Origin of the sequence: Mesorhizobium loti, from assembly GCA_014189435.1 — a bacterium.
Lineage (GTDB): Bacteria > Pseudomonadota > Alphaproteobacteria > Rhizobiales > Rhizobiaceae > Mesorhizobium > Mesorhizobium loti_G.
Genome location: CP050293.1, coordinates 3,002,147 through 3,029,119, shown reverse-complemented (window position 1 = coordinate 3,029,119; position 26,973 = coordinate 3,002,147). Strand labels below are relative to the sequence as shown.

Below are 26,973 nucleotides of genomic sequence, written 5' to 3'. Positions count from 1 at the left end.
GCACTGCTCGCCTCTGTCCGCGATGAACAGTCGCCCCATATGCCAACCTTATCTGCGTGGCCGGCGACGCGATTCATCGAGGGTGGCATAGGCCAGGACTGCGGAGAATGATCCGAAACAGAATAGCACTGCGGTGATAACCATGAGGTCGTAAGTCGACACGCTCGTTCTCCCTTCGATCAGTGTCGAGGAGACAGCATGAGCGGTGCGTGTGCGTTGATCTGGATCAACGGAAGACAGTCTTTTCCTTTCTGGAGAGGCGGCTTTCTCGAAAATACAAGACATTGCCGTCGCCTTGCTGTCTATGTGCAGGCTCCTGCACTCCTGGGGGGAGACGAGTTGGAACTCAAGATTATGCTTGTCGGCTTTGCCTGCGTGGTCGCCGGCATGTTGTCGCTCATCACCTTCCTGAAATGGCGAGAGGTGAAGGCACTCAGCCGCTGGCTGCCGGCGCCGGGAAGGATCATCTCCTCGCGCGTCGAAGCCCGTGAAGTGAGGCGCTCGGGCGTTGGCTCGGACAGCACTGACACCACCGAAATGCGCAATTTTCCGGCGATCACCTTTGAATACAAGGTCGGCGGCAAGAAATTTCAAAGCTCGCGCTACAGCGTGAAGGAGAATTTGGGGAATTTCGAAGTCAAGGAGACCCTTGCGCAGTTTCCCCCGCGGCGCGGAGGTGACTGTCTTCTACAATCCGGCCGATCCGAGCAAAGCCGTGATCGAGCGCACCATGCCCGAAGGCGCCTTCAAGTTCATGGTCCAGCTTTCGGCCGGACTGGTGGTCGGCGCGCTGGTGCTGGTGTTTTCCGTCGGCGGTGTCCTGGAGGCGATCGGGCCGCATCTGCCCAAGCCGCAGAACCTCGGCGCGGGAGCGCTGCTGCTGTTCATGGGCCTGTTCATCCTGCGCATGGGTTTCGCCCAGAAATCGTTGGCCGAGCAGGCGGCAAGATGGCCGGTAACTGCCGGCCGCATCGATTCCTCGGGCCTGCAGGCGCTGCGAAGCCATTCAGGCTATCGACGCTGGCGCACCGTTTTCAAATCCCGCATCGTCTACTCCTATGGCGTCGCCGGCCAGCACTACAGCGCCGATCGTGTCACCTTCGGCGCCACCGTGACGGCTTCATTGCCCGGCCTCGTCAGCGGTCAGGCACGGCAGTATGTCGAAGGCAGTAAGGTCGACGTGCACTATGACCCCGCCAACCCCGGCTCGGCGGTGCTCGAATGCCGGGTGCGCGGGCTCTGGTTGCTGTGGATCTGTTCGGCTGGCTTTCTCGGCGGCGCGGCGTTTCTGGTCGGGCTGTTCTGAGCGGGCAATCGCTTCAGGTTCGTACCTCAACCTTTTCCGGACGTTGGCGCCGCCCCTCATCTGCCTGCCGGCATCTTCTCCCCGTATAGTGACGGGGAGAAGGACGCTTTCGCGACGGATTTCGCCAATCTCCAGCGTTGCAGAATGGGTGCCGAGGTTGCGGCCGGCCCCCTTCTCCCCGTCACTATACGGGGAGAAGTGCCCGGCAGGGCGATGAGGGGCGGCGCCGACTTCGACAATTGGTGGTCTCCGCCACAAGCGATCGCCCTGCTGTTCTGAGGCGCTGGACGCCTTCAGCAGCGGACGAGGGGTCCGCTGTCGAAACCAGGCCAGGTGAACCGCAGCGTGGCGCCATGCCTGACGAGACGGATGACACGCGTGAACGGCTCCTCGAGCGACAGGTCAGAGCCGTAGCATTGGCTTGCCCGCACCACCCAGCCGGTAGCCGTCTTGCGAAATGTCGCGTGTTCGCAGCCGAGCTCGGGAAGCGACAGCGACGCCTGATCCACGGTGAAGACAGTCTGGCGCTGGACGTCGGCGGCCGCACTGCAGTTCAGCCTGTCGCTGGACCACGTCCCGACATAGGGCGCCGCCGCCAGTGCCATGCCGCCCGCGAATGCGGACATTGCCATCGCCATTGCCAAACGCCGCATCACCGGTTTCGTCTCCCTTGCCACTGCGCTCGACCATACAGATTGCTGGGATTTGTGCGGGCAAGTTTTCGTCCGGATATGGATAAGGCGGCCCATTCCGGATTTCGCTTATGCTTTTGCGCGGATGATGCGACTGTGCGGCCCCAGGCAACGCTTTCCCAGAGACATTGATGATCACGCGCACACTGGCCTTCGTTTTCCTGGGCCTGCTCGGCCCGGTGCAGGCGGCCTTCGCAAAAGACTGTCTGCTGAGCCACGCCACCTATCGGGAGCCGCGCTCGGGCGCGATCATGCAATTTCGCCCGCTCGCCAACGAACCGGCGGCACTGACGGCGCAGGTGTTTTCGCTGACCGTGCCCAACACCGGCACAAGCCTGCCGGCCGACATCACCTGGACCAACGGCAAGAATTCATTCCCGCTCGGCACCATCCGCCACGCCTGCACCGACGATGACCGCGAAGCGGGGCTGCAGGACGGCAGCGGGCTGTGCAGGATATGGGATGGCCAAGTCTATGCCTTGACCGGCGGTGGCGCCGAGCAGCTGAATTCGCGCGAAGCGACACCCGCGCCGAAAGGGCTGCTTTTGCCCGATTTCGGCGTGGCTTTCACCGAAGGGGTCGATTTCGCCAATGCCAATCCCGACGGCTCGGCGTGGGATGCTTTCACCTTGACAGGATGCAGCGATGAATAGCGCCATGAGATCGATTATCGGGGCCAGCGCCCTGCTTGCATCCGCGACGATAGCCGCCGTGGCGGACGAGCCGGCGCCATCGCGCCCGCCCATCGACAAATGCGTGTGGGAAAGGCTGACGGACAAAAATGTCGGGCTGGCCGCCTGGGCGCAGCGCTGCGACTTCGGCTTCCGCCAGATCCATTTCGAATTCACCGGCAATGCGCTTGCCATCAAATACAGCGATGGCGGCGCGGCCGATCCTCTTGTCGAGGTCTTCGACATCATATCAGGCGAAACCGCCGAGGCTGCCTTGCGGCGCCTGTTCCTGGAAAAGACCGATAAGGCCGTCAGTGCACGCTGCGTGCTGGCGCCTTACACCGAGGGCACAGTACCCGCCGGCGTCAAACGCTACACATTCAGCCCGGATGCCGCCTACGCGAAAGAGTTGAAAGCGCTTGCCGACCCCAACGAGGTTCCGGAGCCGCCCTGCGGCGACTGGGGCGAAATGCCTGACGGCATCCAGTATTTCGAGGTGCCTGCGGGTGAGGGGCGGAAAGTGCTGTTCGTCCGCATCGGTCAGGACGAGCCATTGTTTGACGAGCAGACGCTGCAGGTGTTGCCGGCGGGGTAGACGTCAGGATTTGAGGCTGATCCGGGCAGAGATTGTGGTTCGGATCCATGTCGTGCGCCGTAGCAAGGGCCGGGTGCGTAATTAAGGTAGTCTATCGCAAACGAATTGAGAAACTAGGTCTATGTCCCAACCTCTCTTCATTAAAAAATTTGAGACGGGTACTAGCAGACGACATATCTATCTTTGCCTTTTTGCTTAGAACTAAGGCGCTGGAGCAACCCTCGATCAAATAGTCGGGTGCCATCAGGCATGTTGCAAATATATCGGCCTGTCGCTCGGGGTCCCTATACAATGGGATTCCGCGTATCCGCAATTCATCTATTGAATGAGCTATATTCGTATATTTGAAGTTAAAGTGCGCCGTTCTATTCGAGTAGTCGCTATGAAGAACCGCATGGCCCAATTCATGCGCAAGCAGTATACGCGCCCATCCGTCACCATTGTAGGCGTCTTCATAAAGATTTTCGGTTACATATATAATTTTTTCGGAAAGTGACGTAAACGCGAGCGAAATATCCTTGTCGGAGCTGGCCCCTAGAATTTTCATCATGTCGTTTGAAGAAATTATCGCTAGAGAAAATCCGGGGGCGAATAATTCAAGTTTAAACTCAATCAAATCCAAAATATCTACGGATTCAACGGAGCCTTTATTAACATATTTCCATCTTGAAGCCAGTTGATCCGCCTCTTTTTTTATGGTTCTGTCACTCAAATCAGGACCAAAAAATCTAACGGCTTCCATCGAGCGCCTCAAATTTCGTTCTGATTCGCTACCGTCTGAATACTGCGACCCAATGCAGCCAAGCCAAACCGCTCTCTATCAACTTTGAGCTTGGACTTCGCGGCTGCAACAAAATCTGGCGTAGGCTCACCGCCACGCTCAACGTAGGACACAAGGGCAAGGCTTACTTTGAAGGCGTTCGCTATGTTTTTATAGCTAAGGCCCCTCTCTGTGCGAGCGCGCTTTATCGCCGCCCCATACCCTAGATCATCAAAATAACGCGGCGTCATCCAAGAACTCCCTAGCGTCGATATACCCGGAGATAGCCCTTCATTCGAATCAGCCGATTCGGATACCAACATAACTAAATAGCGCTAAAATGTCCATGATAGATCAATATGGTGGGTTGTTTTTTGTGGGTGACACAACATGTTGTGGCGGCCTGCTTTTTGGTTATCTCGCCTTCCGTGGTCTGTCGGCCACTGCGTTGCGGCCGACAGATTTTAGTTGGCCTCAGTCGGCAACGTCACTTTTTGCGTGGCGGTTCGTTCTTGGTATCGCCATAGCCTGGCTTAGGGACCCGTTCGACCGTGGTCGTGTTCGGACGGCGCTCTGCTTCCTTCACAGGAATGAATTGGCCGCTCTTCGAGCTTCGTCCAATGTCGAAAGTCTTACGTTCGTTGGTGGTCATTTAGACATCTTTCTTCTGGAGTTGCCTGAGCTACCTCGACTCCGAGAACCGACTCCCCATATGATACCCTTGCACAGGAGATGGGATTTCGATCTCGTCGCCCCGCGTGGGCTCCGGCTTATTCGCGGTATCAAAGCCGGCCCAGCTTGGGTCGGCTTTGGTGCTTCTGGCGCAAGTGCGCGATCTAAATGTTTTAGATGAGTTTCCCTTTTTGTTCCGTTTGCCATTCCGGCCCGATCTTACGACCGGGCCGATGATGTTGCGTTTTAGCGCCTCAGAATTTTCTCAGCTGCACCCGCTCGTCGAACCACACGTGTCGCACTTCTCACAGGTCCCATTCCGCACCATCGTGAAATTCTGGCACTCGGAGCAGGAATTGCCGGTGTAGCCCTGTAGCAGTGACCTGGCGCGGCGGTCGTTGGCGAGTTTCTTGGCTTCGGCCGCCTCGACGGCCGCGGCGTCGGTGAACAATCCCGCCGTGGCGTCGGAAGCAACACCCGCCGCGTCCTCGAAGGCGATGTCCTCGGCCAGTTCCTTCGCCCGCTCCTCATAGTCGCGCTTGTAGGCGACCGCTTCGTCGCTGGCGGGCTTCAGCGCCAGCACGTTGGAGCCGGAGAAGGCGGTCGGTGCCGAGCGGGCAGGGGCGCCCGAGGGAGCCGCAAAGCCTTTCGGATCGTTGCCGCTGACGCGCGACACCAGCTTCACCGGCGAGGCGCCACGGGTCAGGCCCTTGGAGACCGCATCCGTCTTGCCCTCGCTGATGCCACGGCCAAGTGCGGTGTTGGAAAAGTCCGACTGGTCGACATGGGCGAGGTCGTTGCGACCGAGATAGGAGATCGCCAGCTCGCGGAACACGTAGTCGAGGATCGACGTCGCGCTCTTGATGGCGTCATTGCCTTGCACCATGCCGGCTGGCTCGAACTTGGTGAAGGTGAAGGCGTGCACATATTCGTCGAGCGGCACGCCATATTGCAGGCCCAGCGAAATGGCGATGGCGAAGTTGTTGAGAAGGCCACGCAACGTCGCGCCTTCCTTGTTCATGTCGATGAAGATCTCGCCGAGACGGCCATCGTCATATTCGCCGGTGCGCAGGAAGATGGTGTTGCCACCGATCTTGGCCTTCTGGGTGTAGCCCTTGCGGCGGCCGGGCAGCTTTTCCTGCTCGCGCGACACGCGCTCGATGATGCGCTCGACGATCCGCTCGGTGATCTGTGCAGCGCGCGCCGCCGCCGGTGCGGCGATCAGCTGCTCGAGGGCTTCGTCCTCATCGTCCTCGCCATCGGCAAGCAGCGAGGAATTGAGCGGCTGCGACAGCTTCGAGCCGTCGCGGTAGAGCGCGTTGGCCTTCAGCGCCAGCTTCCACGACAGCATGTAGGCGCCCTTGGCGTCTTCCACCGTCGCATCGTTGGGCATGTTGATGGTCTTCGAGATGGCGCCGGAGATGAAGGGCTGTGCCGCCGCCATCATCTGGATGTGGCTGTTGATCGACAGCGAGCGCTTGCCGATCTTGCCGCACGGGCTGGCGCAGTCGAACACGGCGAGGTGTTCGGCCTTGAGGAAGGGTGCGCCTTCCAGCGTCATGGCACCGCAGACATGGATGTTGGCGGCCTCGATGTCCTTCCTGGAAAAACCCAGCGCCGGCAGGATTTCGAACGAGAAATCGTTGAGCTGCTCGTCGGTGAAGCCAAAATTCTCCTTCACCCAGTCGGCGCCGAGCGTCCACTGGTTGAAGACGAACTTGATGTCGAAGGCCGACTTCAAGGCTGCATTGAGCGCCGCGATCTTCTCGTCGGTGAAACCCTTGGCCTTGAGCGCGCCGGGGTTGATGGCGGGCGCCTGGTTGAGGTTGCCGTGGCCGACCGCATAGGCCTCCATCTCGCCGATCTGGGCTTCGGAATAGCCGAGCGTGCGCAGCGCTTCCGGCACGGCGCGGTTGATGATCTTGAAGTAGCCGCCGCCGGCCAGCTTCTTGAACTTCACCAGGGCGAAATCGGGCTCGATGCCGGTGGTGTCGCAATCCATGACCAGGCCGATCGTGCCGGTCGGCGCGATCACGGTCGCCTGCGCATTGCGGTAGCCATGCTCCTCGCCAAGCTCGATGGCACGATCCCAGGCGGCCTTGGCATGGGTGGCAAGGTCCTGCTGCTTCAGGTCGGAAGCGACCAGCGGCACCGGGTTGACGGCGAGCTTCTCATACCCCTGCTTCTCGCCATAAGCGGCACGGCGATGGTTGCGCATGACACGCAGCATGTTCTGCGCATTGCGATCGTAATCGGCGAAGGCGCCGAGCTCGCCGGCCATCTCGGCTGAAGTGGCATAGGCCATGCCGGTCATGATGGCGGTGAGTGCGGCGCAGATCGCGCGGCCTTCGTCGGAATCGTAGGGAATGCCCGACGTCATCAGCAGGCCGCCGATATTGGCATAGCCGAGGCCGAGCGTGCGGTATTCGTAGGACTGCTTGGCGATCTCCTTCGACGGGAACTGCGCCATCATGACCGAGATTTCGAGCACGATGGTCCACAGCCGCACGGTGTGTTCATAGGCAGCGATGTCGATGGTGCCGTCCGCATTGCGGTAGGGCAGCAGATTGATCGAGGCCAGGTTGCAGGCCGTGTCGTCGAGGAACATGTATTCCGAGCACGGGTTGGACGCCCGGATCGCACCAGCGGAAGCGCAGGTGTGCCAGTCATTCATCGTCGTGTTGAAATGCAGGCCCGGATCGGCCGAAGCCCAGGCGGCGTAGCCGATCTTTTCCCAGAGATCCCTGGCCTTCAGCGTCTTCAGCACCTTGCCGTCCTTGCGGGCGGTGAGGTGCCAGTCGGCATCGTCCTCGACGGCGCGCAGGAAATTGTCCTTCAGCGACACCGAATTGTTGGAGTTCTGGCCCGAAACGGTCAGGTAGGCATCCGAATCCCAGTCGGTGTCGTAGGTCTTGAACGACATCGACGAATAGCCCTGCTTGGCGAACTGGATGACGCGGTAGATGTAGTTCTCCGGCACGGCGGACTTCTTGGCCGCCTTGATCTCGCGCTTCAGCGCGGTGTTGATGGCCGGGTCGAAGCAGTCGTCGCCATTGCCTTCGCAGTTGACGCAGGCCTTCATGATCGCTTCGAGATGCTTCTTGACGATCTTCGAGCCGGTCACCAGCGAGGCGACCTTCTGCTCTTCATTGACCTTCCAGTCGATGAATTCCTCGATATCGGGATGGTCGGCGTCGACAATGACCATCTTGGCGGCGCGGCGCGTCGTGCCGCCCGACTTGATGGCGCCCGCCGCGCGGTCGCCGATCTTGAGGAAGCTCATCAGGCCGGACGAGCGGCCGCCGCCCGACAGCTTCTCGCCTTCGCCGCGCAGCAGCGAGAAGTTGGAGCCGGTGCCGGAGCCGTATTTGAACAGGCGCGCTTCACGCACCCACAGGTCCATGATGCCGCCCTCGTTGACGAGGTCGTCCTGCACGCCCTGGATGAAGCAGGCATGCGGCTGCGGATGCTCGTAGGAGGACTTCGACTTGGTCAGCTTGCCGGTGAAGGGGTCGACATAGAAGTGGCCCTGGCTCGGGCCGTCGATGCCATAAGCCCAATGCAGGCCGGTGTTGAACCATTGCGGCGAGTTCGGCGCCACGCGCTGCGTAGCCAGCATATAGGCAAGCTCGTCACGGAAGGCGCGCGCGTCGTCCTCCGACGCCTTGAAGTAGCCGCCCTTCCAGCCCCAATAGGTCCAGGTGCCGGCCAGCCGGTCGAAGACCTGACGCGCATCGATCTCGGAGCCGTAGCGTTCGGCCTCGGGCAGCTTGGCAAGCTCGGCCTCATCGGCGACGGAGCGCCACAGGAAGGAGGGGACGTCGTTCTCTTCGATCTTCTTCAGGCGCGCGGGGACACCGGCCTTGCGGAAATACTTCTGCGCCAGGATATCGGCGGCGACCTGGGAGAACTGCGCCGGCACGTCGATGTTATCGAGACGGAACACCACCGAACCATCCGGATTCTTGATCTCCGAAAGCGCCTTGCGGAATTCGATCTCCGCATAGGCTGATTGTCCTGGCTTGGTGAAACGACGCTCGATGCGCATTGGTCCGGTCCCTTTTGTCTATATATAGCGCTTTTCCCCAGGGATTTCTGCCCCCAATGCGAAACGCGCATGTCCGCCGTCTGCCGGCGTCCGAAAACGGCCGGCTCTCCATTTTGCAGTCTCCGCCGGCCCTGCTGGTCAAACTCCTTGCGAAGTGCCTGTCCAACGCGCCGACGAACCCCGCAGGTCCCTCAAAACTGATTTTTTTCCGATTCCCTCGTTCGAGGGAAATTCACACTATCTAGCGTCGAACCTACCTGCAAACACTAAATATAGTATTAACAGACAATTTATTCCAGTCCGACAATTGTCCCTATCGTCCCCAACCGCCCCACAATCCCAACGCTTCCGCCGGCCTCGTAAACAGGCGGAAATGCGAGCAAAAACGCACATAATCCGGGAAAAAGACCGGGCTCAGAACTTTCCGGTCGCACTCTCAACAGGAGCGCATGGCCTATAAAAGGCGACTCGTTTTGCGCCGTCAAGGATTCGTTTGCGTAGCTTTTGTGACCCCAACATCTTGTGTGTCACATATGTGGATAACGGGGATAGAATGCGGTGCAGCGATCGCGATTTTGTCGCTGGCTGGCAACGCAGATGCGGCAACGATCCAAAGTGTCGTCAAGGGTGGGTCCAGGCGCGAGCTTGCCAACCACCGTGTCCTGGCAGGATCAGCCGTAATGCAGCCGGGGTTTTGGCTCGGTGCTGGTGAACTGTACCCCGATGCGATCGTTGCGCCGCCAGCGGACTTCGCACCGATAGGCAACGCCGTCGAGCGGCACATAGAGAAGAAAGTGATCGGGAACCCGGGCTTCCAGCGGCACTTTCAGTTCGGCGCCACCTACGTGCTGATTGCGCAGCGTGCAACCGACTTCCGAATTCGAAATTCCGGTGATGATTGAACCGCCCTTGAGCACGCGCGGACGATGCTCGCGCTGGGGCTCGTCGGATTCGTTTAGACTTGGATTTGCAGGGTTCGCCATCGACCAAAATACCAAAACTGCCGAATCGTACCCCCGATTCCTTAGCAAAGCATTCATGTCGATGCGCGGCAATGTGTCTTGCGTTTGCAAACCAGCCCTGTTTGCAAGGAGCGCGGTGTGGCCGCCCGTCAGGGGAAGCTGTGCGGGTCGGCGCAGAAATAGGCGATGATCTGGCAAAGATCGGGTTCGTTGATCATGCGCACCGCTTCGCTGGAACTGACCCATTTGCGGGTGCGCGAGTGCTTTTCCTTCCAGCGGTCGGCGATCTTGTCGACGTGCAGCGGGAACACCAGGACCTCGCAGGGCACTTCTTCGCCGGAAGCCAGCATCTTGGCGTAGAAGTAACGGCCGGCTTCGAGATGAGAGACACTGCCGCGCAGCCCGGCTTCCTCGCCGGCTTCGCGCGCCGCGGCCTCGCAGAGCGGCTCCCTGGCCTCCGGCCAGCCCTTGGGCAAAACCCAGCGGCCGGTATCGCGGCTGGTGATCAGCATGATTTCGACGCCGTTCCCGGTATCGCGCCAGGGCAGGGCGGCAACCTGCAGGCGACAGGGTGCGGTGCCGAAGAGTCGCCTGACCCTTTCGACCAGATGGTTGTGCGTCGTTGGCCTCGTCAACATCGGAGAAGCTAGCCCCAGCCTCCAGAATCGTTTGCCGTCTTACGAATCTTACGGCGAATTATGAGCAATAAAAGTAAAAACTTTGATCAGGTTGCCGATTTGCGCCAACAGAGGTCGATTTCACAGGATATCTTGCCCCGCGGAGCCATCCGCGAAAGCAAAATATTGTCGTCAGTGGCGGCTTATCTGGAAAAAAGCGGTTCGTTGCGAATCAGCCAGCGTGGTCGTCGGCGATCGGCTTCTGGTAGGTGAAGCCCATGTCCCACGGGAAATAGATCCAGGTGTCCTGGCTGACTTCGGTGACGAAAGTATCGACCAGCGGCCGGCCTTTCGGCTTGGCGTAGACGGTGGCGAAATGCGCCTTGGGCATCATCGCGCGCACGATGCCCGCCGTCTTGCCGGTGTCGGTGAGGTCGTCGATGATCAGCACGCCGGCGCCGTCTTCGGCGAGCAGGGCAGGGGTGATCTCTTTGAGGACCTGCAACTGCCCCTGGCTGGTATAGTCGTGATAGGAGGCGACACAGACCGTCTCGATGACGCGGATGCCGAGTTCGCGCGAGATGATCGCCGCCGGGACCAGCCCGCCTCGCGTGATGCAGACGATCGCTTTCCACTGTCCCTTGTTGGCGCCGGCCAGCCGCCAGGCGAGCGCGCGGGCGTCACGATGGAACTGGTCCCAGGAGACCGGAAAGGCTTTTTCGGGAAGGGACATGTCGCGCACTCCGCAGCACGCGAGGATCGCGTGAGGACATTTGAAGGATGCGCGCGGAATTAGCCGGAAAGCCTAGGCATTGGCAAGTGGCGGAACCTTCGGTCAAATGGGCGTGGCTACTTCCGGCGTCAGCACAGAAGTCGCGGCCGCGATCGCCCGCTTCACATCCTGCTCGCCGGTGCGCCAGTTGACCACGCTGACGCGCATGGCGCGGCGGTTGCGCCATGTCGTGCCGGAGAAGAAGGCTTCGCCTGTCGCGTTGATTTTTTGAATTGTTTCGTCGGTGAAGACGTCATTTTCCTCGGGGGATGCGCCTGGCCGGCCGAACCTTAGCAGACCCTGATTGAGCGTTGGCCTTGCAAGAATCTCGGCGCCCGGCAGTTTGCCAATCCCCTCGACGATGTTGGCACAATGCGCACAGCAGCGATCCACCAAAGCCTCAACACCGTTGCGGCCGAGTTCCTTGAGCGCGGCATAGACGGGAACGCCGCGCGCCCGGCGAGAGTATTCCGGGTTCCAGTCTATCTGGTCCCGCGCGACAGCTACTGGCGCGACATAGGAGGCGTTCGATGTCATCGCAGTCCGATGCGCGTTGCGATCCGCGATGATCGCGATACCGCAATCGAAGGGAACGTTCAGCCATTTGTGGCCGTCGGTCGCCCAGCTGTCGGCCATTTCCACACCGTCGAGCAGGTGGCGGTACGCCCGGCTCGCGCGGGCGAAAAGACCGAATGCGCCGTCGATGTGAACCCAGGCGCCGGCCGAATGCGCCATTGGGATCAAGTCCTTGAACGGGTCGCATGCGCCGATGTTCAAGTCGGCGGCATTCAGCACGAGTATGGCCGGCTTGGAGTTTTCGGAAAGCGCGCCATCGAGAACCGCGGGAGAGACGCGTCCATCCCCCTCCGTTTTCAATTGTTCAATGGCGTTGCGGCCGATCCCCAGAAAGCGCACCGCGCGGTCTATGGTGACGTGCCGCTGGTCGCTCGTCAGCACTCTGATCCCAGGCGCTCCAAACAGCCCGTCCTCTTCCACATTCCAGCCGACGCGCTTGAGCAGCGCCACCCGCGCGGCCGCAAGGCTCGTCATGTGCGCCATCTGGCAACCGCTGGTGAAAGCAAAAGAGGCGTCGCGCGGCAGATCGAGCAGTTCCTTGACCCATTCGCCGGCTGTTTCTTCGATTACTGCGGACGCAGGACTGGCCGAATAGAGCGCTGCGTTCTGATCCCAGGTGGCAACGAGCCAGTCGGCCGCGAGCGCGGATTCCAGCCCACCGCCAACCACCCAGGCAAAGAAACGTCCGCCTGCGCTGCCATGCATCCCGGCGCCGGCGTCTCTGACGAGTGCCTGGATCACGTCCTTCGCGCTGCGGCCATCGATCGGCAACGGACCGGTGAATGACCGCTTGAGGTCCGGTAGGGTGGCCGTGGCCGCCACCGAACGATCATCCAGCCCGTCAATCCATGCCTGTGCTGCATGGTATGCGAGAGCGAGCGCGGTGTTCATTGAGGGGGGCTCCAAGTAATGACAATGCATATGCCAAGATGCCGACGGTCGGCTGCCACGTCCGTTGAACCAGATCGTCCATTTGGATTTACTCAGTTTGGCCGAAGCCGATTGCTCTGAGAAACGAAAAGGACTTACACTGATCATCAGCCAAATTGGCGAATTGGGGCCAAATTGGCGGATTGGGGTTTGCCACGGATGTCGAACCACGCACGGCCGGATTCAGGCGTTCTGTTGGCGCTGGACAGCGCGCTCCTGCGTACTTTGCTGGCGGTTGTCGACACTGGCAGCTTCGTCGGCGCCGCCCGAACAGTGCACCGGACGCCATCTGCCGTCAGCATGCAAATGAAGCGGCTCGAGACGCAGATAGGACAGCCAATCTTTGTGCATCAAGGGCGCTCCATACTGCTGACGTCAGCAGGAGAAGCGCTTCTGACCTACGCGCGCCGTGTTCTTGGGATCGCCGAAGAAGCGATAGTACGGTTCAACCGCCTGTCGGACGGACGCGCTGTGCGGCTGGGAATGACGGACGAATATGCCGTCGCGTTCCTTCCCTCGGTTCTCGCCAGCTATACGGCTGCGTACCCCCTGGTGGAGATCAACGTGACTTGCCGCACGAGCAGCATAGTGTCGCGGATGCTGGATGAGGGCGAGTTGGATATTGCGCTCGTCACCGCTGGTGCGGCAGGTCGAGCCGGATCATCCGAAACGACCATCCACAGAGACCGGCTTGTGTGGGCAGGCCTCGCGCATGGAACCGCCCACCTGCGCCGTCCGCTGGCGGTTGCCGCAGGTCCGGCGAGTTGTATCTGGCGGAAGTCCGCTATCGATGCGCTCGACGCAGCCGGCATCCCCTATCACATCGTTTGTACAAGCGAGAATCTCGCTGGCCAACTCGCACCGGTACGAGCCGGGTTGGCAGTTGCACCGTTGCCGGTTGCGGCCTTGTCGGGCGAACTGGCGCCGTTCGGACTGGAGCACGGCCTTCCGTCCGTCGGCTATTATGACGTCGCTTTGCGACGCAGCCCTCACGCGGCCCATGACCTGACTTCCGCCGTCATCGACCATGTCGGGGCGTATTTCGCTGCGCGCCAGGGATCCTCGATCCACGCATTCTAACGCGACAGGAAGGCTGCCACCGGCGACGTGCGCAGCACCGTGCGAGTCACGCCACCGAACAGAAGCTGGCGCAGCCATGAGTGGCTGTAGGCGCCGAGCACCAGCAGATCGGCGCCGGTCTCCGCGATCCTGGTCTGGATGATGTCATCGATCGAATTGCCACCCGAATGCTGCACCGAGACGCTGACGGTGGCGCCGTGGCGCGATAGCGCGGACGCGATTTCGGCGCCGGCGGCTTCCGGGCTGTCGTCGAGCGTTTCAGGGGGGTCGATGATCAATATGTCGGTCTTCTCGGCTTCGATGATGAAGGGCAGTGCGTCGAAAGCGGCGCGCGCCGCTTCCTTGCTGCCGTTCCAGGCGAGCAGCACGTGTTTGAAGGTGGTGATCAGCGGACCCGCATGCGGCACCACCAGCACCGGTCGGCCGGCGTCATAGACCAGCGTGTCGACATCCGCGCTCGGGTCACCGCCCGTTTCGCGCTGCGCCGCTATGATGAGGTCGGCGGCCCGCACGCTTGAAATCCCGGTCAGCGCACTGTCGCCCGAAAAACTCTCCAGGCTTCGCCACTCGAAGGAAAGACCGGAATTCTCGATATGCCTGAGAAACACGGCCTGCAGCTTCTCGGCCCGCTCCCGGTTCATGTCGGCCGAAACCTGCAGGAACTCGGTGTCGGGAAAGCCTGTGGCAGAGGTGTAGGGCACAGGAAGCGTTTCGGCGTGGATGCCGATCAGATGGCTCTGGAACCGGGTGGCGAGCGGAATGGCACAGTCGAGCACCCGCTCCGCGTCCTGCTCGTTCTGCAGAATAGCGACGATGGTTTTGAATCGCATGATGATCCCTCAATCTACGAGCTACCGAACTCGTGCCGAGGAAACGTTGCAGCGCCGTGCTTGGTTCCGGTCCGGACCGGATCAACCGGGATTGTTGGCGAACCCGGCGACCATCGCCTCGACATCGGCGCGGGCGGCGTCAAGCGCCTCCTGGCTGCGGGCGCGCACGACCAGTTCGGTCCAGAACTTGCCGTCGCCATATTTCGGGTAGGAGCCGATGATCGTGTCCGGATGCGCTTTCTGGATGTCGCCCAGCGGCCCGCCGATGAGGCCTTCGCCGAACGGGCAGGGCACGGTTGCCGACAGCATTTTCGTGCCGGCCTTCAGCGTCGGCACGACATTGTCGAGCATGGCCTGGAAAATCGACGGCACACCGGCCATGACATGGACGTTGCCGATGCGGAAGCCTGGAGCGACCGACACCGGATTGTCGATGAGATCGGCGCCGCGCGGCATCCGTGCCATGCGCTTGCGGGCCTCGGTGTATTCGATGCCGCGCGCGGCATAGCTCGCTTCCAGCATCGCATAGGCCTTCGCATCGTATTCGCAAGGCACGCCAAAAGCCTTGGAAATGGAATCGGCCGTGATGTCGTCATGCGTCGGGCCGATACCGCCGGTGGTGAACACATAGGTGTAGCGGACGCGCACGGCGTTCACCGCGGCAACGATCTCGTCTTCCTCGTCCGGGACGATGCGCACTTCCTTCAGGTCGATGCCGATCGCCGTCATGATGTCGGCGAGATGGCCGATGTTCTTGTCCTTGGTGCGGCCTGACAGAATCTCATCGCCGATGACGAGCATGGCGGCGGTCACGATTTCAGGCATGGGAAGCTCCGGCAAGACGGGTCGCCTGAGATAGCGCGGCGCGGCAGCGGCCGCAATGCCGGCCGAGCGGTGAATGATCCGTGCCCTATGCCGAGATTGCCCGATGAGCAGCCACGCCAGATGCAAGGTTGCAGCGGCACCGGATGCGGCTAAGCTCAACCAGGCTCTGGTCCGGGTGAACAATGCTCCTGTCGATTCTGTCGTGGCTGCTGGTCGTTCTGTTGTTGCTGGCGGTCCTGGGGATCGCCAGTCTGGTGCTGGCGACGCTGTGGATCGCGGCCAAGGCCGAAAGGCTGGTGCCGCCGGTCGGGAAATTCATCGAGATCGACGGCAACCGCATCCATTATGTCGATCAGGGTGAGGGGCGGCCGATCGTCTTCGTGCATGGGCTTGGCGCTCAACTCCACCATTTCCGCCACACTCTGTTCGGCCGGTTCGGCCCAGGCTACCGGCTGATCGCGCTCGACCGACCGGGGGCGGGCTATTCGGTGCGCGCCGGCGGCGCCACCGGTGGCCTGCCCGAACAGGCCGGAATCGTGCGAGGCTTTATCGAAGCGCTTGGGCTGGAAAGGCCGCTGGTGGTCGGTCATTCCCTCGGCGGCGCCATCGCGCTGACCCTTGCCGTGGAGCATCCTGAGGTGATCTCCGGCATCGCCTTGTTGTCGCCATTGACCCACATGGAAGCCGGTGCGCGCGAAAAGCTGGGCTTGCTCTATATCCCGTCACGCCTGTGGCGCCGGGTCATGAGCTATACGCTGGCGATACCGACGAGCCTCAGATACGCGCGGCCGACAATGGAATTCATCTTCGCGCCACAGGCTTTTCCTGCCGACTACATGGTCGACGGAGGTGGATGGCTGGGGCTGAGGCCAACTCATTTCTACGCCACATCCTCCGATGTCGTGGCAGTCGAACAAGATCTCGGCCGCCTCGAGCAGCGCTATGGCGAGATCGCCATGCCGGCCGGCATTCTTTTCGGAACGGCCGATCGGGTTATCGATATCCGTACCCACGGCGAGCCTATGCAAAACAAGATCGAAAGGCTCGAGTTCGAATCTGTCGACGGCCTCGGACACATGCCGCAATTCAACGAGCCGGAACGGGTCATTGCGTTCATCAAACGCATTGCGGCCCGTGCTTTCCGATCCGACATCAACCCGGCTTCACAGCAATTTCAATGAACCATTCGGCTGATTGGCGGGTTTTACCCGTGTCGCACCCAAGGCGGCCAAGACACGGAGTAATTCAGACGATCGGTCTCGCCACATCGGCGATGGCGCAGTCGTCGAACGGCAACCAGCAAGATTGGCTCCATCACAACTGGCTTTTCGGTAACGAGGATTCATCGTCGGTGGACACGACCACGACCGGTAGCATCAATGGCGACAACTCCGGGCTGAACACCCTCGGCAGCACCGGCGCAATCGGACCCTGCGCCTCCAACACCGCCGGTCCCGATGCGAATGCTCAGGGCAACGTCAACGACCAATACTGCGGCAAATAGTCAGAGCATGATCCCGAAAAGTGGGTACCGGTTTTCGGGATCATGCTCAGAAGATAGAGCCGCGGGCTTCTGCTGCCGCGAGACGTCTTCTCTCCGGGCGTCCGCGGTCGGCTTCCTGACGAAGGGTCAGTCGGAAATCTCTGTCTGTGGCCGGTCCCGGCCGTCGGCCAGTTCCTCATGCCATTTGCCATCGGCGTCCTCATACTGGATGCCGTCCGTGGCTCCGGCGACCTGCTGCTCGGCCGAGGCGATTTCGGCGGCGCGCAAGGCGTCCTTATGGGTGGGAAACGTCTCCGAGAAGGTCGCTCCGACCTTGTAGGCCCAGCCGCCGTCATGCTCGACGATCTTGTAAGTCAGCTTCGCCATGAAAACCTCCAGTTGAAAGGTCCGTCTGCTCAATGCAGCCGGTCGTCGGGCAGTCTGTCGTCGGGCACCAGCACTTCCGATTCCTTGGCGGCTTCAATCAGTGCCCGGCGCGCATCCGCGGTCGAACGATAACCTTCCAGCACTTTGAGGCAAGTGTCGAGGGCATCACGATGGCGCGGGCCTCGATTGAGCGGCCACACGGTCATCAGGCACTCCGCCGCCTCCTGGGCGCTGCGGATATGGCGATATTTGCCGACATGGCCAAGTTCGACGACGACCGGCACTTCAAAAGGTTTGTTGTCCATCATGGCCGCAACGCAAAGCAGCCAATTTGGTTGCAACCATGGCCTTCAGCCTGCGCCCAAAAGTCGCGTCGCGTCTGCGACGCGCCTCAGGTCTTTGTTTGATGCATGTCGTTATCCCAAAACCGGATCCACTTTTGGGTGGCATGCATTGATGTCTCAGTAGCCGCAATCGTTGCGCAGCCAGCGTGCGTTTGCCCAGCCGGTCCGGCCGCCGAGTTCGACCTGATACCAGTTGCCGCGCCGATCGAAGATCTCGGTATGATCGCCATTGAACAGCTGCCCGATCATCCGCGATGACGAGTTCGGCCGCGTCCGCACGGCAAGAAAGCCGCTGCCGGTCGCCAGATTGTAGCGGCCGGACAGGCCGTGCACCGTGCCCTCACAATATTGTGCGCCGGCCGGCGTCGATGTGCCGATCCACAGTCCGGCCACAACGGTCAGCGCTGCAACCGGCAAGAATGCCCTGAACGACATGATATCCTCCCAAGCCCGGCCGCGCCCGCCGCAGCCTCACCTAAGGTAACAGTTTGCGGCGAGAATTGAAGCGAAGCCGTGGCGGCTCTGACGTCGTCATGTTTGCGCCCGTCGGCTGGGCCAATCAACACACCGCTATTGCTTCGAAAGGTGAAAGATGAACATCGAGAACAATTCGGATTGGCTAGAGATATCAAGCTTTTTGGTGAATATTCTTGCGGTGGATCTTGACTGTCCCCTCGGCAATGTTGAGCGCATCCGCAATAGCGGCACTGGAGTGTCCCCGCAGGATCAGCGAGGTGACTTCAATTTCGCGCGGTGTCAGAACGCCGCCTGTCATCCTGTTGAGCGTCGCATTCATCGGATCGATCGGCTCGCCGGTTTCCATGGCGCTCAGGCGGGCATTGCTCCAGTTCCGTTCGATCAGCAGGCGGATCACAGGCTCCGCGTCCTGGATGATCTTGAGATCCCGCCGCCCGAAGGCCGGTGACCCCATTGGGCGGGTGAAGCTGAGGACGATGGCCGCACACCCTTCCGGCCGGCAGACGATGCCCACCTCGTCGCGGATCTTGGTCAGGCCGTAGTGCTGGCGAAAATATTCCGAACTGTAGAATTGATCCGGCGCCATTCTTCTCAACTGCCTGACCCCGATGGCCTTGGGGTCTGTCGCCGCGCGATAGAAGGGGTCAAGCAGATAGGGCCCGCTCGCATAGGCGGTGATCACCGTCGCCGCCCGCACCGGGTCGATGTTGTGGTATAGGCAGACCGGCTTCTCCGCGCCTGAATAGGCAAAGATCATCACGATATCGAGGTCGATGACGGCCCTCAGCGCCTCCTCGACGCGTTGCGGGAAATCGGGCGTTCCAACCTCCTGGATTGCTGCTGCAATCTTTCGATTCCACGGCGCGAACCCTGCGGTTACCACGATCTTGTTGTCCTCCAGCCGGGCTTTGGGAGCCTGTTTGAGGCCGTGCCAACTTTCCCGTCCGTCTATCCCTATCGGGATATTTTGTTGCGGGAAGCCCAAGCCTAGCCTCAAGGCGAGAATACTAGGGCGGGCCTATATGTCGACAGTCAATGAAGCCGGCGCAACGTTCGCGTCGTGCCTGGAAAAGCTTGGTGCCAAGGCCGTGCATATCGGCATGATGGACCCGGCTGGCGAATTTCGAGACAAGCTGGTTTCCGCCGACAAGGCCGTCAAACTGGCCGCCAAGGGTTATCCCTTCTGCGAGGTTCTCTATTTCTGGGACATCGCCGAAAAAACCTTCATCGACGGCGCCTTCATCGACCGGCCTGCGGTCCTCGATGCTGCGAGCCTGCGCAAATATCCGTTTGCCGATGACGCGGCGCTCTGCATCGCCGATTTCTCCGGCGATTTTGGCAAGCGCTCGCCGCGCAATCTCTGCCAGAGGCTGATTGCCGAGGCGGCTGATCTGGGCTTCGACGTGTTCTCGGCGTTCGAATACGAGTTCTTCCTGTTCGACGAGACGCCCGAAAGCCTGCGCGCCAAGGACTATCGCGACCTCACCTATTTCGCGCAGGGCAATCGCACCTACTCCCTGCAGACATCGGCGGTTCATGGCGAGCTCCTGCAGGGCCTGCACGACACCATGACGACGATGGGGATCGGCCTCGATGCCATTCACACCGAGCTCGGGCCTGGATGTTTCGAGGCGCCGCTCACTTACGCCAAGGGGCTGAAATCCCCCGATGACGCGGTGCTGTTCAAGAATTTTGCCAAGGGCTATTTTTCCCGTCACGGCCTGACCGCCGGGTTCATGTCAAAGCTTTCACCGTCGCTGCCGGGCCAGTCGGGACACCTGCATGTCTCGATGCGCGACCGGCAAGGCAATGCGGTGTTCGCCGACCCCGCCGCGCGTGATGGCATCAGCAAGCTTGGGCTCCATTTCATCGGCGGCCTGGTCAGGCTGATGCCAGAACTGCTGGCGATGTGCGCCCACACCGTCAATGCCTACAAGCGCCTGGTGCCCGGCGCCTGGGCGCCGACCTCAGCCAATTGGGGCGTCCAGAACCGCACGGCTGCGGTGCGCGTCATCAATGACGAGCCGGAATCCACCCGCGTGGAGTTTCGCGTGCCCTCGGCCGACGCCAATCCCTATCTCGCACTGGCGCTCTGCATCGGCGCCGGCCTTCATGGCATTCGAAACAAGATCGAACCGCCGGCCGGAAGCGGTGAAAACTTCTATGCCGCCACGCCTTCGCCAGAGGCCGTCTTTCCGTCCGATCTCGGCCAGGCGACGGAGCGGCTCGACGCAAGTGCCGTCGCCCGCGAAATCTTCGGCAACGACTTCATCGACAGCTTCGTCACCGGGCGACGCTTCGAATTTGGCGAGTATCAGAAACAGGTAAGCGAATGGGAGATCCGGCGATACCTCGGCATCGTCTGACCGGGAACTGCGACTGACAACAGAAAGGGAACAGGCAAATGAAAAAACAAACAGCAGAAATCGGAACGCGCGGCGTTGATCGCCGCGCCGTCCTGAAGGGCATGGGCGGCCTTGGACTGGCAGCCGCCGGCGCCGGCATCTTCGGCATGCCAAAGGGCGCATCCGCCGCCGAAAGCCTCAACTATATGTGCTGGGAAGGCTACAACGCGCCATCGATCCTGGATCCGTTCCAGAAGCAGAAGGACGTCTCCATTTCCGTCGACCTGATTACCGATTCCGCTGGCGGCTTCGCCAAGCTCGCCGCCGGCGCGTCGAAGGATTTCGACCTCGTTTCATCCGACAGCCCGTGGATCGCGCGCATGGGGCCGGCCGGCATCTGCCGCTACATCGACGACAAGGATTTCGCCGATCAATATGCCGAGTTCTACCCGCAGTTCCGCGCGCCTTTCACGCCGCTGCAGTTCGAGGGCAAGGCCACGGGCCTGCCGACCCGCTGGGGTTGGGTCGGTCCGACGGTCAACACCAAGTTCGACAAGCTCGAAACCTGGTCGAGCTACGCGCCGGTCTTCGATGCCGCCTACAAGGACAAGATCTGCCTGCTCGACTGGGGTGATTGGCCGATCATGCCGCTGGCGCTCTATGCCGGGGTCAACCCCTATGTCGCGCTCGACCAGGCAGCACTCGATGAAGTACGCAAGGTGCTGCGCGCGGCCTTCAAGAACACCCGCGCCATCGTCGCCGACCTGGCGATCGCCCAGAAAGGCCTGATCGACGGATCGTTCCGGGCGCTGATCGGTGGCGGCACCTATGCCACCTCGTCGCTGCGCATGAAGGGGCACGACTACATCCAGTCGATCGTTCCCGAGCCGAAGAATGGCCTCAAGCAGGGCATCATCTGGATGGAGGCGACGGGCCTGATCGAAAACGGCCGCGACTCCAAGGTCGCCGCCGACTTCCTGAAATACATCGTCTCTCCGGACGTGGCCAAGCAGCTGTCGATCACCGAGGCAACCTGCAATCTCGTGCCGAACCAGAAGGCGGAAGCGCTGTTTTCGGACGCCGAAAAGAAGGCGCTGCAGATGGATTATATGTGGGAAGCCTGGGACAAGAGCCAGTTCCACACCGTCGCGCCGAACATCGACGACATGCTGGCGATCTGGCAGGAAGAACTGGCCGCGCGCTGAGCGTTACCCTCAAGGCCCGCGCGTTCCGACGCGCGGGCTCCATGACATTTTCACCCATATTCAGGGCGGCCGAGTTTTGACAACCGCAATCATCAACGCGTCTGACATCGTCAAGGACTATGGCTCGATGCGAGCCTTGCACGGCGTGTCCCTCGATATCGGTGCGGGCGAATTCGTGGCACTTGTCGGCCCGTCCGGCTGCGGCAAGACCACGCTTTTGAAAATCCTCGCCGGCTTCGAGGACCCGACATCAGGCGTGTTGCAAATCCAGGGCGAAAACATGCAGGGCGTGCCGGCGGCCAAACGGCCGACCCGCATGGTCTTCCAGAAGCTGGCTCTGTTTCCGCACAAGACCGTGTCGGACAATATCGGTTTTCCGCTCAAATTGCAGAAGGTGGCCAAGGCGGAGATGGATCAGCGCATCGCCGCCATGCTCGATCTCATGCATCTCAAGCGCGAATATCTGACGCGCTATCCCGTCCAGCTTTCCGGCGGCGAACAGCAGCGCGTGGCGCTGGCCCGCGCCCTGATTTCACGCCCGAGCGTGCTGTTGCTCGACGAACCGATGAGCGCGCTCGACGCCAAGCTGAAGAAATCGCTGCAGGCCGAGCTGAAGAAGCTGCATCGCGAACTCGGCACCAGCTTCGTGCTCGTCACGCATGACCTGGAAGAGGCCATGATGCTGGCCGACCGCATCTGCGTCATGCGCGCCGGCGAAGTCGTGCAATTGGGCACGCCATCTGACATCTACTACCGGCCGGCCAACATGTTCGTCGCCGGCTTCATCGGCGAAACCAACTTCCTGCCGGTCGCCGTCTCGCGCGATGGCACCGGGGCCAAGGTCACCTCGCCACTGACCGGTGACGATGTCGCGGTCATCGCCGGCGAGCAGGTCTCGCCCTTCCTGGGCAGCAGCCAGACAGCGCTGCTGGTTCGTCCCGAAACCATACGCTTTGTCACCAGCGCGGCCGAGACCGGCGAGTGGGTGCTGAACGGCACCGTCGAGGAATACTTCATCAAGGGCTCGTCGACGCAGTATCGCGTCCGTGTGCCCGGCCTGGAAAAGGCCGTCGTCATGGATCTCGCCGGCTCGCTCGATTTGCCGGCAAAAGTCTCCGACAGCGTCAGGATCGGCTTTCATCCCACCCGCTGCTTCCTGCTTTCGGAGTGACCCGTGCGAACCGATAGCAAGCGCTGGGGTGATCCGATACTGGTGGCAACGGTGGCGCCGCTTGCGATCGTGATGCTGTTGTTCTTCATCATTCCGCTGGTCATGACGGTGATCCTGTCGTTCCAGACGACGCAATTCTATCGCCTGTCCTGGACCTGGGACCTCAAGGTCTGGACCGAGGTGTTCTCCAAGCCGCATTACTGGACGATCATGGCGCGAACCGTCGCCATGGCGCTGGTGTGCGTGGTCGTCTGCGTGCTGATCGCCTTTCCGGCCGCCTATGCGCTGGCGACGCGGCTCAGGGCCTACAATGCGCAGATCCAGATCCTGATCATCTTCGCCTTCCTGACGGACGCGGTGCTGAAAACCTTCGGCTGGATCCTCGTGCTCGACAAGAGCGGCGTTGCCAACTGGCTGCTCGCGCATCTCGGTCTTGGTCCGGAAGCGCTCAATCTCCTCTTCACGCCGACAGGCACGATGATCGGCATGGTCTATGGCCTGGTCGTCTATCCGATGTTCACCATTTACCTCTCGCTGGCGCGCATCGACCGCGACCTGGTGCTGGCCGCTTATGATTCCGGCGCATCGCGACTGCGCGCCTTCTTCGAAGTGACCTTGCCGCTGGCTCGTCCCGGCCTCTACTGTGGCGCCGTGCTGGTCTTCGTGCTCAGCCTCGGCGCCTTCCTCGAACCCAAGGTTCTGGGCGGCGGCACCTCGCCTTTGGCTTCCGAACTGATCCGCCAGAGTTTCGAGACACGCGTCAACTGGCCGCTGGGTGCCGCACTGACGCTGGTGCTGATCGTCATCGGCGCCCTGTCGCTGGCGCTCGCCGCGGTCGTGCTGATGCGCGGCAATCGCGGGAGGACTGTCCAATGATCCCGGAACGGCTCAAGGACAGGTTTGTCGACATTTTCCTCGTCAGCATCGTGGCGCTGCTGATCCTCTTCTTCTACGTGCCGATCCTGACGCTTGTGGTGTTTTCCTTCACCAGCAGCCGGGTGCTGACCTTCCCGATCGAGGGCTTTTCGCTCGAATGGTATGGCGAGCTGTTCCGCAAGCCCGACTTCCTGCCGGCGGTGGCAAATTCCGCGATCGTGGCAATGATCTCGACGGTCTTCGCCACCGTGCTCGGCTCGGCAGGCGCGGTCGCGTGGATCCGCTATCGCTTCCGCTTCCAGAACATTTTTCGGGCCGTGAGCTTCCTGCCGCTGCTGTTTCCCCAGCTGTTGCTGGGCGTGGTCATGCTGCTGTGGTTCTCGGTGCTCGGCAATTGGCTCGGCTTTTCAACTGGGCTGGCGACGGTGATCATCGGCCACATCGTCTACATCACCCCGTTCGCGCTGGTGATCGTGGCCGTGCAGGTCTACGGCTTCGACGAAACGCTGGAGGACGCAGCGCGCGATGCCGGGGCCACCGGCTGGGAGGTCTTCCGCGAAATCACCTTCCCGCTGCTGTGGCCCGGCATCCTCTCCGCCGCGACCTTCGCCTTTCTGCTCTCCTGGGGAAATTTCTACGTCTCCTACTCGCTGGCGGGCACGGCGCGCACACTGCCGATCTTCGTCTACAGCGGCATCGCCGTCGGCTCCTCGCCGATCTATCCGGCACTCGCCACACTCAACTTCATCCCCGCGCTGATCCTGGTGTTCCTGGCCGATTTCCTGCGCCGCCGCGCGCTCAAGCGACAGAAGCTGGCACCGGCCTGATTTCCAGACAATTCCCCAGCCAATTCAAGGTAATGATCCCATGACCGCTTTCACCCCGGCCGTCTCCAGCAACTGGAGCTTTCCGACCTCCGTGCGCTTCGGCAATGGCCGGATCAGCGAACTGGCTGATATCGTGCGCGAACTCGGCGCGAAGCGGCCGCTGGTGGTTACCGATGAGGGCCTCAAGACGCTTTTTCCGGTACAGCGCACGCTTGAAGTCCTCAAAGCTGGCGGCCTCGACCTGGGCTTCTTCCACAACGTCAAGCCGAACCCGACCGGCGGCAATGTCAGGGATGGTGTGGCGTTTTTGAGAGAGGGGCAGCACGACCTTGTCGTTGCCATCGGCGGCGGCAGTGCTCTCGATGCCGCCAAGGCGATCGCGCTGATGGCGACGCAGTCCGTCCCGATGTGGGATCTCGAGGATATCGGCGACAATTGGAAGCGGGTCGACACGTCCCGCCTCATTCCCGTCATCGCCATACCGACCACTGCCGGCACTGGCTCCGAGCTAGGCCGCTCCTCGGTCATCACCAACGAGACGGAAAAGCGCAAGGTCATCGTCTTCCATCCGCGCATGTTGCCGGACGTGGTTCTGATGGACCCGGAACTGACCACCGGACTGCCCGCCCACATCACCGCGGCCACAGGCATGGACGCGCTTTCGCACGCGCTGGAAGCCTATTGCGCCCCGAGCTTCCATCCGATGGCCGAGGGCATCGCACTCAACGCGCTGCGGCTGATCAAGACCTGGCTGCCGATCGCCGTCGAAGACGGACAGAACATCGAAGCAAGGGCGCAGATGCTGATCGCGTCCGGCATGGGTTGTGTCGCCTTGCAGAAGGGCCTTGGCGCGATCCACGCGCTTGCCCACCCGCTCGGCGCCCTGCACGACACCCACCACGGCCTGCTCAATGCCGTGCTGATGCCCTATGTCGTCGAGTTCAACGCGCCGGTGCTGGAAGAAAAACTCAGCCTGCTCGCGCGCTTCCTCGATCTGCCGACCCACGATACTCCAGCGGTTCTCGATTGGATCATCGGTCTGCGCGCCCGCTTGAACATCCCCGCCACGCTGCCGGGCATCGGGCTGACCAACATCGACGAAGAGCGCGTCGCCGCGATGGGCGAGAGCGACCCTTGCGCGGGCGGCAACCCGATCAAGCTCGATCGCGACAAGCTGCGCACGATCCTGCGGGCCGCCATCTCAGGCTAGAGCAATTCCGTCCGGAATTGTGTCAAAACAAAGAGTTAGAGCGGTTCGCCGTTTCCGTGAAACGGTGAACTGCTCTAGCCCGCAAGCGGCCGGTCAGACTGCCGCCTTCATCCAATGCTGCATCGTGGTCACCGAGCGGGCAAGCTGCGGCGCCGGGTGGATCGTCTCGCTGAACGTCGCCGCCGCACGCCATCCCCAGCGCGGATCGGCCAGGAAAGCGCGCGCCAGCGCCACCATGTCGGCGCGGCCCTCCGAGACGATCGCCTCGGCCTGCTTGGGGTCGTCGATCAGCCCGACCGCACGGGTCGGAATGCCGGCACCCTTGCGCACGGCCTCGGCCAGATGCACCTGGTAGCCGGGGCCGGTGGGCAATTTCTGCAGCGGTGAATTGCCGCCACTCGAACAGCAGAGATAGGCGATGCCGACGTCCTTGAGGGCTTTCGCGACTTCGATTGCGTCTTCGACATCGAAGCCGCCATCGACCCAATCCGTCACCGACAGCCGCGCGCCGAGCATCAACTTTGGCACCGCCTTGCGCACCGCCTTGGCGATCTCGACGACAAGACGCATGCGGTTTTCCAGCGAGCCGCCCCAGCGGTCCGTGCGCTGGTTGGACAAGGGCGACAGGAACTGGAAGATCAGATAGCCGTGCGCGGCATGCAGTTCGAGGAAGTCGAAGCCGGCGCGTTCGGCCCGCCTTGCCGCATCAGTGAAGCGTTCGATGAGCTGCAGGATCTCCTCGTCATCCAGCGCGTGCGGCACGTTCCAGCCGGTGTCATAGGCGATGGCCGAGGCCGAGACGGTCTGCCATGGATCCTCGTCTGGCTGCAGCGGTCCGCCGCCCTGCCACGGCTTGCGGTTCGAGGCCTTGCGTCCGGCATGGGCAAGCTGGGAGCCGAATTTCGTGCCGGGTGCGGCGACGCGTCTTGCGGCATCCAGCGTCCGGCGGGCGGCGGCTTCATTGTCTTCGGAATAGAGGCCGAGGCAGCCATGCGTGATGCGCCCGCGCCGCTCGACATCGGTCATCTCGACCGTGACCATGCCGGCGCCGGACATTGCGAGATTCATCCAATGGTAGAGATGCCAGTCGCTCGCCGAGCCGTCTTCGGCGGAATATTGGCACATCGGCGCAACGGCGATGCGGTTGGGGAAGGTGAGGCCGTCGAGGGTGATCGGCTGGAAAAGCGATGCTGTCATGAAAAAAACTCCGGGGAGGGGTTAGCAGCTATTTAGGCAACCGATCGAGCCTGCACCAGACACGGGGCGGTGAAACGGCTTCTGGACCAATCACTGACGGCATTGCCGAAACGCC

The 26,973-nt window shown here is 61.4% G+C and carries 27 protein-coding genes and 1 pseudogene; 12 read left to right on the top strand and 16 right to left on the bottom strand.

Annotated features, from left to right (window positions below; all coding sequences use genetic code 11):
- Window positions 1-354: 354 nt before the first annotated feature.
- Window positions 355-1,306 (top strand): annotated as a pseudogene (locus tag HB777_14835) (DUF3592 domain-containing protein).
- Window positions 1,307-1,599: 293 nt separating this feature from the next.
- On the opposite strand, the gene HB777_14830 reads toward HB777_14835, so the two are convergent.
- A complete protein-coding gene (locus tag HB777_14830) occupies window positions 1,600-1,959 on the bottom strand; it encodes a hypothetical protein (protein ID QND65035.1) in 360 nt (119 codons plus the stop codon).
- A 170-nt stretch (window positions 1,960-2,129) separates the two neighbouring features.
- On the opposite strand from HB777_14830, the gene HB777_14825 reads away from it, so the two are divergent.
- Both HB777_14825 and HB777_14820 read left to right on the top strand, forming a co-directional pair.
- A complete protein-coding gene (locus HB777_14825; protein QND65034.1) occupies window positions 2,130-2,651 on the top strand; it encodes a hypothetical protein in 522 nt (173 codons plus the stop codon).
- A complete protein-coding gene (locus HB777_14820; protein QND65033.1) occupies window positions 2,644-3,264 on the top strand; it encodes a hypothetical protein in 621 nt (206 codons plus the stop codon). The genes HB777_14825 and HB777_14820 overlap by 8 nt, the downstream gene beginning before the upstream one ends.
- A gap of 91 nt (window positions 3,265-3,355) precedes the next feature.
- Here HB777_14820 and HB777_14815 read toward each other — a convergent pair whose 3' ends face one another.
- The 8 genes from HB777_14815 to HB777_14780 all read right to left on the bottom strand — a co-directional run bounded on the left by HB777_14815 (window position 3,356) and on the right by HB777_14780 (window position 12,562).
- Window positions 3,356-4,006 (bottom strand): hypothetical protein, encoded by a 651-nt coding sequence (locus tag HB777_14815; protein QND65032.1) that lies wholly within the window; start codon window positions 4,004-4,006, stop codon window positions 3,356-3,358.
- A gap of 8 nt (window positions 4,007-4,014) precedes the next feature.
- A complete protein-coding gene (locus tag HB777_14810; protein ID QND65031.1) occupies window positions 4,015-4,275 on the bottom strand; it encodes a helix-turn-helix domain-containing protein in 261 nt (86 codons plus the stop codon).
- 236 nt (window positions 4,276-4,511) lie between these two features.
- The gene (locus HB777_14805; protein QND65030.1) at window positions 4,512-4,676 is read right to left on the bottom strand and encodes a hypothetical protein; all 165 of its coding nucleotides are present in this window, start codon (window positions 4,674-4,676) and stop codon (window positions 4,512-4,514) included.
- A gap of 285 nt (window positions 4,677-4,961) precedes the next feature.
- Window positions 4,962-8,744, bottom strand: a complete 3,783-nt coding sequence (locus HB777_14800; GenBank protein ID QND65029.1) for a vitamin B12-dependent ribonucleotide reductase — start codon at window positions 8,742-8,744, stop codon at window positions 4,962-4,964.
- A gap of 671 nt (window positions 8,745-9,415) precedes the next feature.
- The gene (locus tag HB777_14795) at window positions 9,416-9,727 is read right to left on the bottom strand and encodes a PilZ domain-containing protein (protein QND68779.1); all 312 of its coding nucleotides are present in this window, start codon (window positions 9,725-9,727) and stop codon (window positions 9,416-9,418) included.
- A gap of 128 nt (window positions 9,728-9,855) precedes the next feature.
- Window positions 9,856-10,344 (bottom strand): NUDIX hydrolase, encoded by a 489-nt coding sequence (locus HB777_14790; GenBank protein QND65028.1) that lies wholly within the window; start codon window positions 10,342-10,344, stop codon window positions 9,856-9,858.
- A gap of 211 nt (window positions 10,345-10,555) precedes the next feature.
- Window positions 10,556-11,056 (bottom strand): xanthine phosphoribosyltransferase, encoded by a 501-nt coding sequence (gene gpt / locus HB777_14785; protein QND65027.1) that lies wholly within the window; start codon window positions 11,054-11,056, stop codon window positions 10,556-10,558.
- A 102-nt stretch (window positions 11,057-11,158) separates the two neighbouring features.
- Complete coding sequence (locus tag HB777_14780; protein ID QND65026.1) at window positions 11,159-12,562, bottom strand: aspartate aminotransferase family protein; 1,404 nt, start codon at window positions 12,560-12,562, stop codon at window positions 11,159-11,161.
- A 234-nt stretch (window positions 12,563-12,796) separates the two neighbouring features.
- Here HB777_14780 and HB777_14775 point away from each other — a divergent pair, with 234 nt between their 5' ends.
- Window positions 12,797-13,681: a LysR family transcriptional regulator gene (locus HB777_14775; protein QND65025.1), complete on the top strand. Its 885-nt coding sequence runs from the start codon at window positions 12,797-12,799 to the stop codon at window positions 13,679-13,681.
- On the opposite strand, the gene HB777_14770 is transcribed toward HB777_14775, so the two are convergent.
- A complete protein-coding gene (locus HB777_14770) occupies window positions 13,678-14,511 on the bottom strand; it encodes a universal stress protein (protein ID QND65024.1) in 834 nt (277 codons plus the stop codon). The genes HB777_14775 and HB777_14770 overlap by 4 nt on opposite strands.
- 81 nt (window positions 14,512-14,592) lie before the next feature.
- Window positions 14,593-15,336, bottom strand: coding sequence for a competence/damage-inducible protein A (locus HB777_14765; protein QND65023.1), 744 nt, complete (start codon window positions 15,334-15,336; stop codon window positions 14,593-14,595).
- Window positions 15,337-15,518: 182 nt separating this feature from the next.
- Between HB777_14765 and HB777_14760 the strand changes: the two genes are divergently transcribed.
- Both HB777_14760 and HB777_14755 read left to right on the top strand, forming a co-directional pair.
- The gene (locus tag HB777_14760; GenBank protein QND65022.1) at window positions 15,519-16,517 is read left to right on the top strand and encodes an alpha/beta fold hydrolase; all 999 of its coding nucleotides are present in this window, start codon (window positions 15,519-15,521) and stop codon (window positions 16,515-16,517) included.
- 92 nt (window positions 16,518-16,609) lie between these two features.
- Window positions 16,610-16,840: a hypothetical protein gene (locus tag HB777_14755; protein QND65021.1), complete on the top strand. Its 231-nt coding sequence runs from the start codon at window positions 16,610-16,612 to the stop codon at window positions 16,838-16,840.
- Window positions 16,841-16,966: 126 nt separating this feature from the next.
- Here the strand turns inward: HB777_14755 and HB777_14750 are convergent, their stop codons facing one another.
- From HB777_14750 to HB777_14735, 4 genes are all read right to left on the bottom strand, one after another.
- Window positions 16,967-17,206, bottom strand: coding sequence for a DUF2188 domain-containing protein (locus HB777_14750; protein ID QND65020.1), 240 nt, complete (start codon window positions 17,204-17,206; stop codon window positions 16,967-16,969).
- Window positions 17,207-17,235: 29 nt separating this feature from the next.
- Window positions 17,236-17,514 (bottom strand): DUF982 domain-containing protein, encoded by a 279-nt coding sequence (locus HB777_14745; GenBank protein QND65019.1) that lies wholly within the window; start codon window positions 17,512-17,514, stop codon window positions 17,236-17,238.
- A gap of 153 nt (window positions 17,515-17,667) precedes the next feature.
- Window positions 17,668-17,985 carry an SH3 domain-containing protein gene (locus HB777_14740; protein QND65018.1) on the bottom strand — a complete coding sequence of 106 codons (318 nt, stop codon included), beginning with the start codon at window positions 17,983-17,985 and terminating at the stop codon, window positions 17,668-17,670.
- 193 nt (window positions 17,986-18,178) lie between these two features.
- Complete coding sequence (locus HB777_14735) at window positions 18,179-19,012, bottom strand: hypothetical protein (protein QND65017.1); 834 nt, start codon at window positions 19,010-19,012, stop codon at window positions 18,179-18,181.
- 37 nt (window positions 19,013-19,049) lie between these two features.
- Between HB777_14735 and HB777_14730 the strand changes: the two genes are divergently transcribed.
- The 6 genes from HB777_14730 (at window position 19,050) to HB777_14705 (ending at window position 25,661) form a co-directional block, all read left to right on the top strand.
- Window positions 19,050-20,393 carry a glutamine synthetase gene (locus HB777_14730; protein ID QND65016.1) on the top strand — a complete coding sequence of 448 codons (1,344 nt, stop codon included), beginning with the start codon at window positions 19,050-19,052 and terminating at the stop codon, window positions 20,391-20,393.
- Window positions 20,394-20,431: 38 nt separating this feature from the next.
- Window positions 20,432-21,577 carry an extracellular solute-binding protein gene (locus HB777_14725; GenBank protein ID QND65015.1) on the top strand — a complete coding sequence of 382 codons (1,146 nt, stop codon included), beginning with the start codon at window positions 20,432-20,434 and terminating at the stop codon, window positions 21,575-21,577.
- A 76-nt stretch (window positions 21,578-21,653) separates the two neighbouring features.
- Window positions 21,654-22,748 carry an ABC transporter ATP-binding protein gene (locus HB777_14720; protein QND65014.1) on the top strand — a complete coding sequence of 365 codons (1,095 nt, stop codon included), beginning with the start codon at window positions 21,654-21,656 and terminating at the stop codon, window positions 22,746-22,748.
- Window positions 22,749-22,751: 3 nt separating this feature from the next.
- Window positions 22,752-23,624, top strand: coding sequence for an ABC transporter permease (locus tag HB777_14715; GenBank protein ID QND65013.1), 873 nt, complete (start codon window positions 22,752-22,754; stop codon window positions 23,622-23,624).
- The gene (locus tag HB777_14710; GenBank protein QND65012.1) at window positions 23,621-24,451 is read left to right on the top strand and encodes an ABC transporter permease; all 831 of its coding nucleotides are present in this window, start codon (window positions 23,621-23,623) and stop codon (window positions 24,449-24,451) included. The genes HB777_14715 and HB777_14710 overlap by 4 nt, the downstream gene beginning before the upstream one ends.
- A gap of 40 nt (window positions 24,452-24,491) precedes the next feature.
- Window positions 24,492-25,661 carry an iron-containing alcohol dehydrogenase gene (locus HB777_14705; protein QND65011.1) on the top strand — a complete coding sequence of 390 codons (1,170 nt, stop codon included), beginning with the start codon at window positions 24,492-24,494 and terminating at the stop codon, window positions 25,659-25,661.
- Between the two features lie 93 nt (window positions 25,662-25,754).
- On the opposite strand, the gene HB777_14700 is transcribed toward HB777_14705, so the two are convergent.
- Complete coding sequence (locus HB777_14700) at window positions 25,755-26,858, bottom strand: NADH:flavin oxidoreductase/NADH oxidase (protein ID QND65010.1); 1,104 nt, start codon at window positions 26,856-26,858, stop codon at window positions 25,755-25,757.
- Window positions 26,859-26,973 lie beyond the last annotated feature (115 nt).

Bases quoted from the DNA above. Each gene is read 5' to 3' on its own strand.
- HB777_14770 (QND65024.1), bottom strand. From the start codon at position 14,511: ATGCGATTCAAAACCATCGTCGCTATTCTGCAGAACGAGCAGGACGCG.
- HB777_14700 (QND65010.1), bottom strand. From the start codon at position 26,858: ATGACAGCATCGCTTTTCCAGCCGATCACCCTCGACGGCCTCACCTTC.
- HB777_14830 (QND65035.1), bottom strand. From the start codon at position 1,959: ATGCGGCGTTTGGCAATGGCGATGGCAATGTCCGCATTCGCGGGCGGC.
- gpt (QND65027.1), bottom strand. From the start codon at position 11,056: ATGTCCCTTCCCGAAAAAGCCTTTCCGGTCTCCTGGGACCAGTTCCAT.
- HB777_14740 (QND65018.1), bottom strand. From the start codon at position 17,985: ATGTCGTTCAGGGCATTCTTGCCGGTTGCAGCGCTGACCGTTGTGGCC.
- HB777_14790 (QND65028.1), bottom strand. From the start codon at position 10,344: ATGTTGACGAGGCCAACGACGCACAACCATCTGGTCGAAAGGGTCAGG.
- HB777_14810 (QND65031.1), bottom strand. From the start codon at position 4,275: ATGACGCCGCGTTATTTTGATGATCTAGGGTATGGGGCGGCGATAAAG.
- HB777_14800 (QND65029.1), bottom strand. From the start codon at position 8,744: ATGCGCATCGAGCGTCGTTTCACCAAGCCAGGACAATCAGCCTATGCG.
- HB777_14750 (QND65020.1), bottom strand. From the start codon at position 17,206: ATGGCGAAGCTGACTTACAAGATCGTCGAGCATGACGGCGGCTGGGCC.
- HB777_14820 (QND65033.1), top strand. From the start codon at position 2,644: ATGAATAGCGCCATGAGATCGATTATCGGGGCCAGCGCCCTGCTTGCA.
- HB777_14805 (QND65030.1), bottom strand. From the start codon at position 4,676: ATGACCACCAACGAACGTAAGACTTTCGACATTGGACGAAGCTCGAAG.
- HB777_14745 (QND65019.1), bottom strand. From the start codon at position 17,514: ATGATGGACAACAAACCTTTTGAAGTGCCGGTCGTCGTCGAACTTGGC.
- HB777_14765 (QND65023.1), bottom strand. From the start codon at position 15,336: ATGCCTGAAATCGTGACCGCCGCCATGCTCGTCATCGGCGATGAGATT.
- HB777_14725 (QND65015.1), top strand. From the start codon at position 20,432: ATGAAAAAACAAACAGCAGAAATCGGAACGCGCGGCGTTGATCGCCGC.
- HB777_14825 (QND65034.1), top strand. From the start codon at position 2,130: ATGATCACGCGCACACTGGCCTTCGTTTTCCTGGGCCTGCTCGGCCCG.
- HB777_14730 (QND65016.1), top strand. From the start codon at position 19,050: ATGTCGACAGTCAATGAAGCCGGCGCAACGTTCGCGTCGTGCCTGGAA.
- HB777_14705 (QND65011.1), top strand. From the start codon at position 24,492: ATGACCGCTTTCACCCCGGCCGTCTCCAGCAACTGGAGCTTTCCGACC.
- HB777_14710 (QND65012.1), top strand. From the start codon at position 23,621: ATGATCCCGGAACGGCTCAAGGACAGGTTTGTCGACATTTTCCTCGTC.
- HB777_14755 (QND65021.1), top strand. From the start codon at position 16,610: ATGGCGCAGTCGTCGAACGGCAACCAGCAAGATTGGCTCCATCACAAC.
- HB777_14780 (QND65026.1), bottom strand. From the start codon at position 12,562: ATGAACACCGCGCTCGCTCTCGCATACCATGCAGCACAGGCATGGATT.
- HB777_14795 (QND68779.1), bottom strand. From the start codon at position 9,727: ATGGCGAACCCTGCAAATCCAAGTCTAAACGAATCCGACGAGCCCCAG.
- HB777_14760 (QND65022.1), top strand. From the start codon at position 15,519: ATGCTCCTGTCGATTCTGTCGTGGCTGCTGGTCGTTCTGTTGTTGCTG.
- HB777_14815 (QND65032.1), bottom strand. From the start codon at position 4,006: ATGGAAGCCGTTAGATTTTTTGGTCCTGATTTGAGTGACAGAACCATA.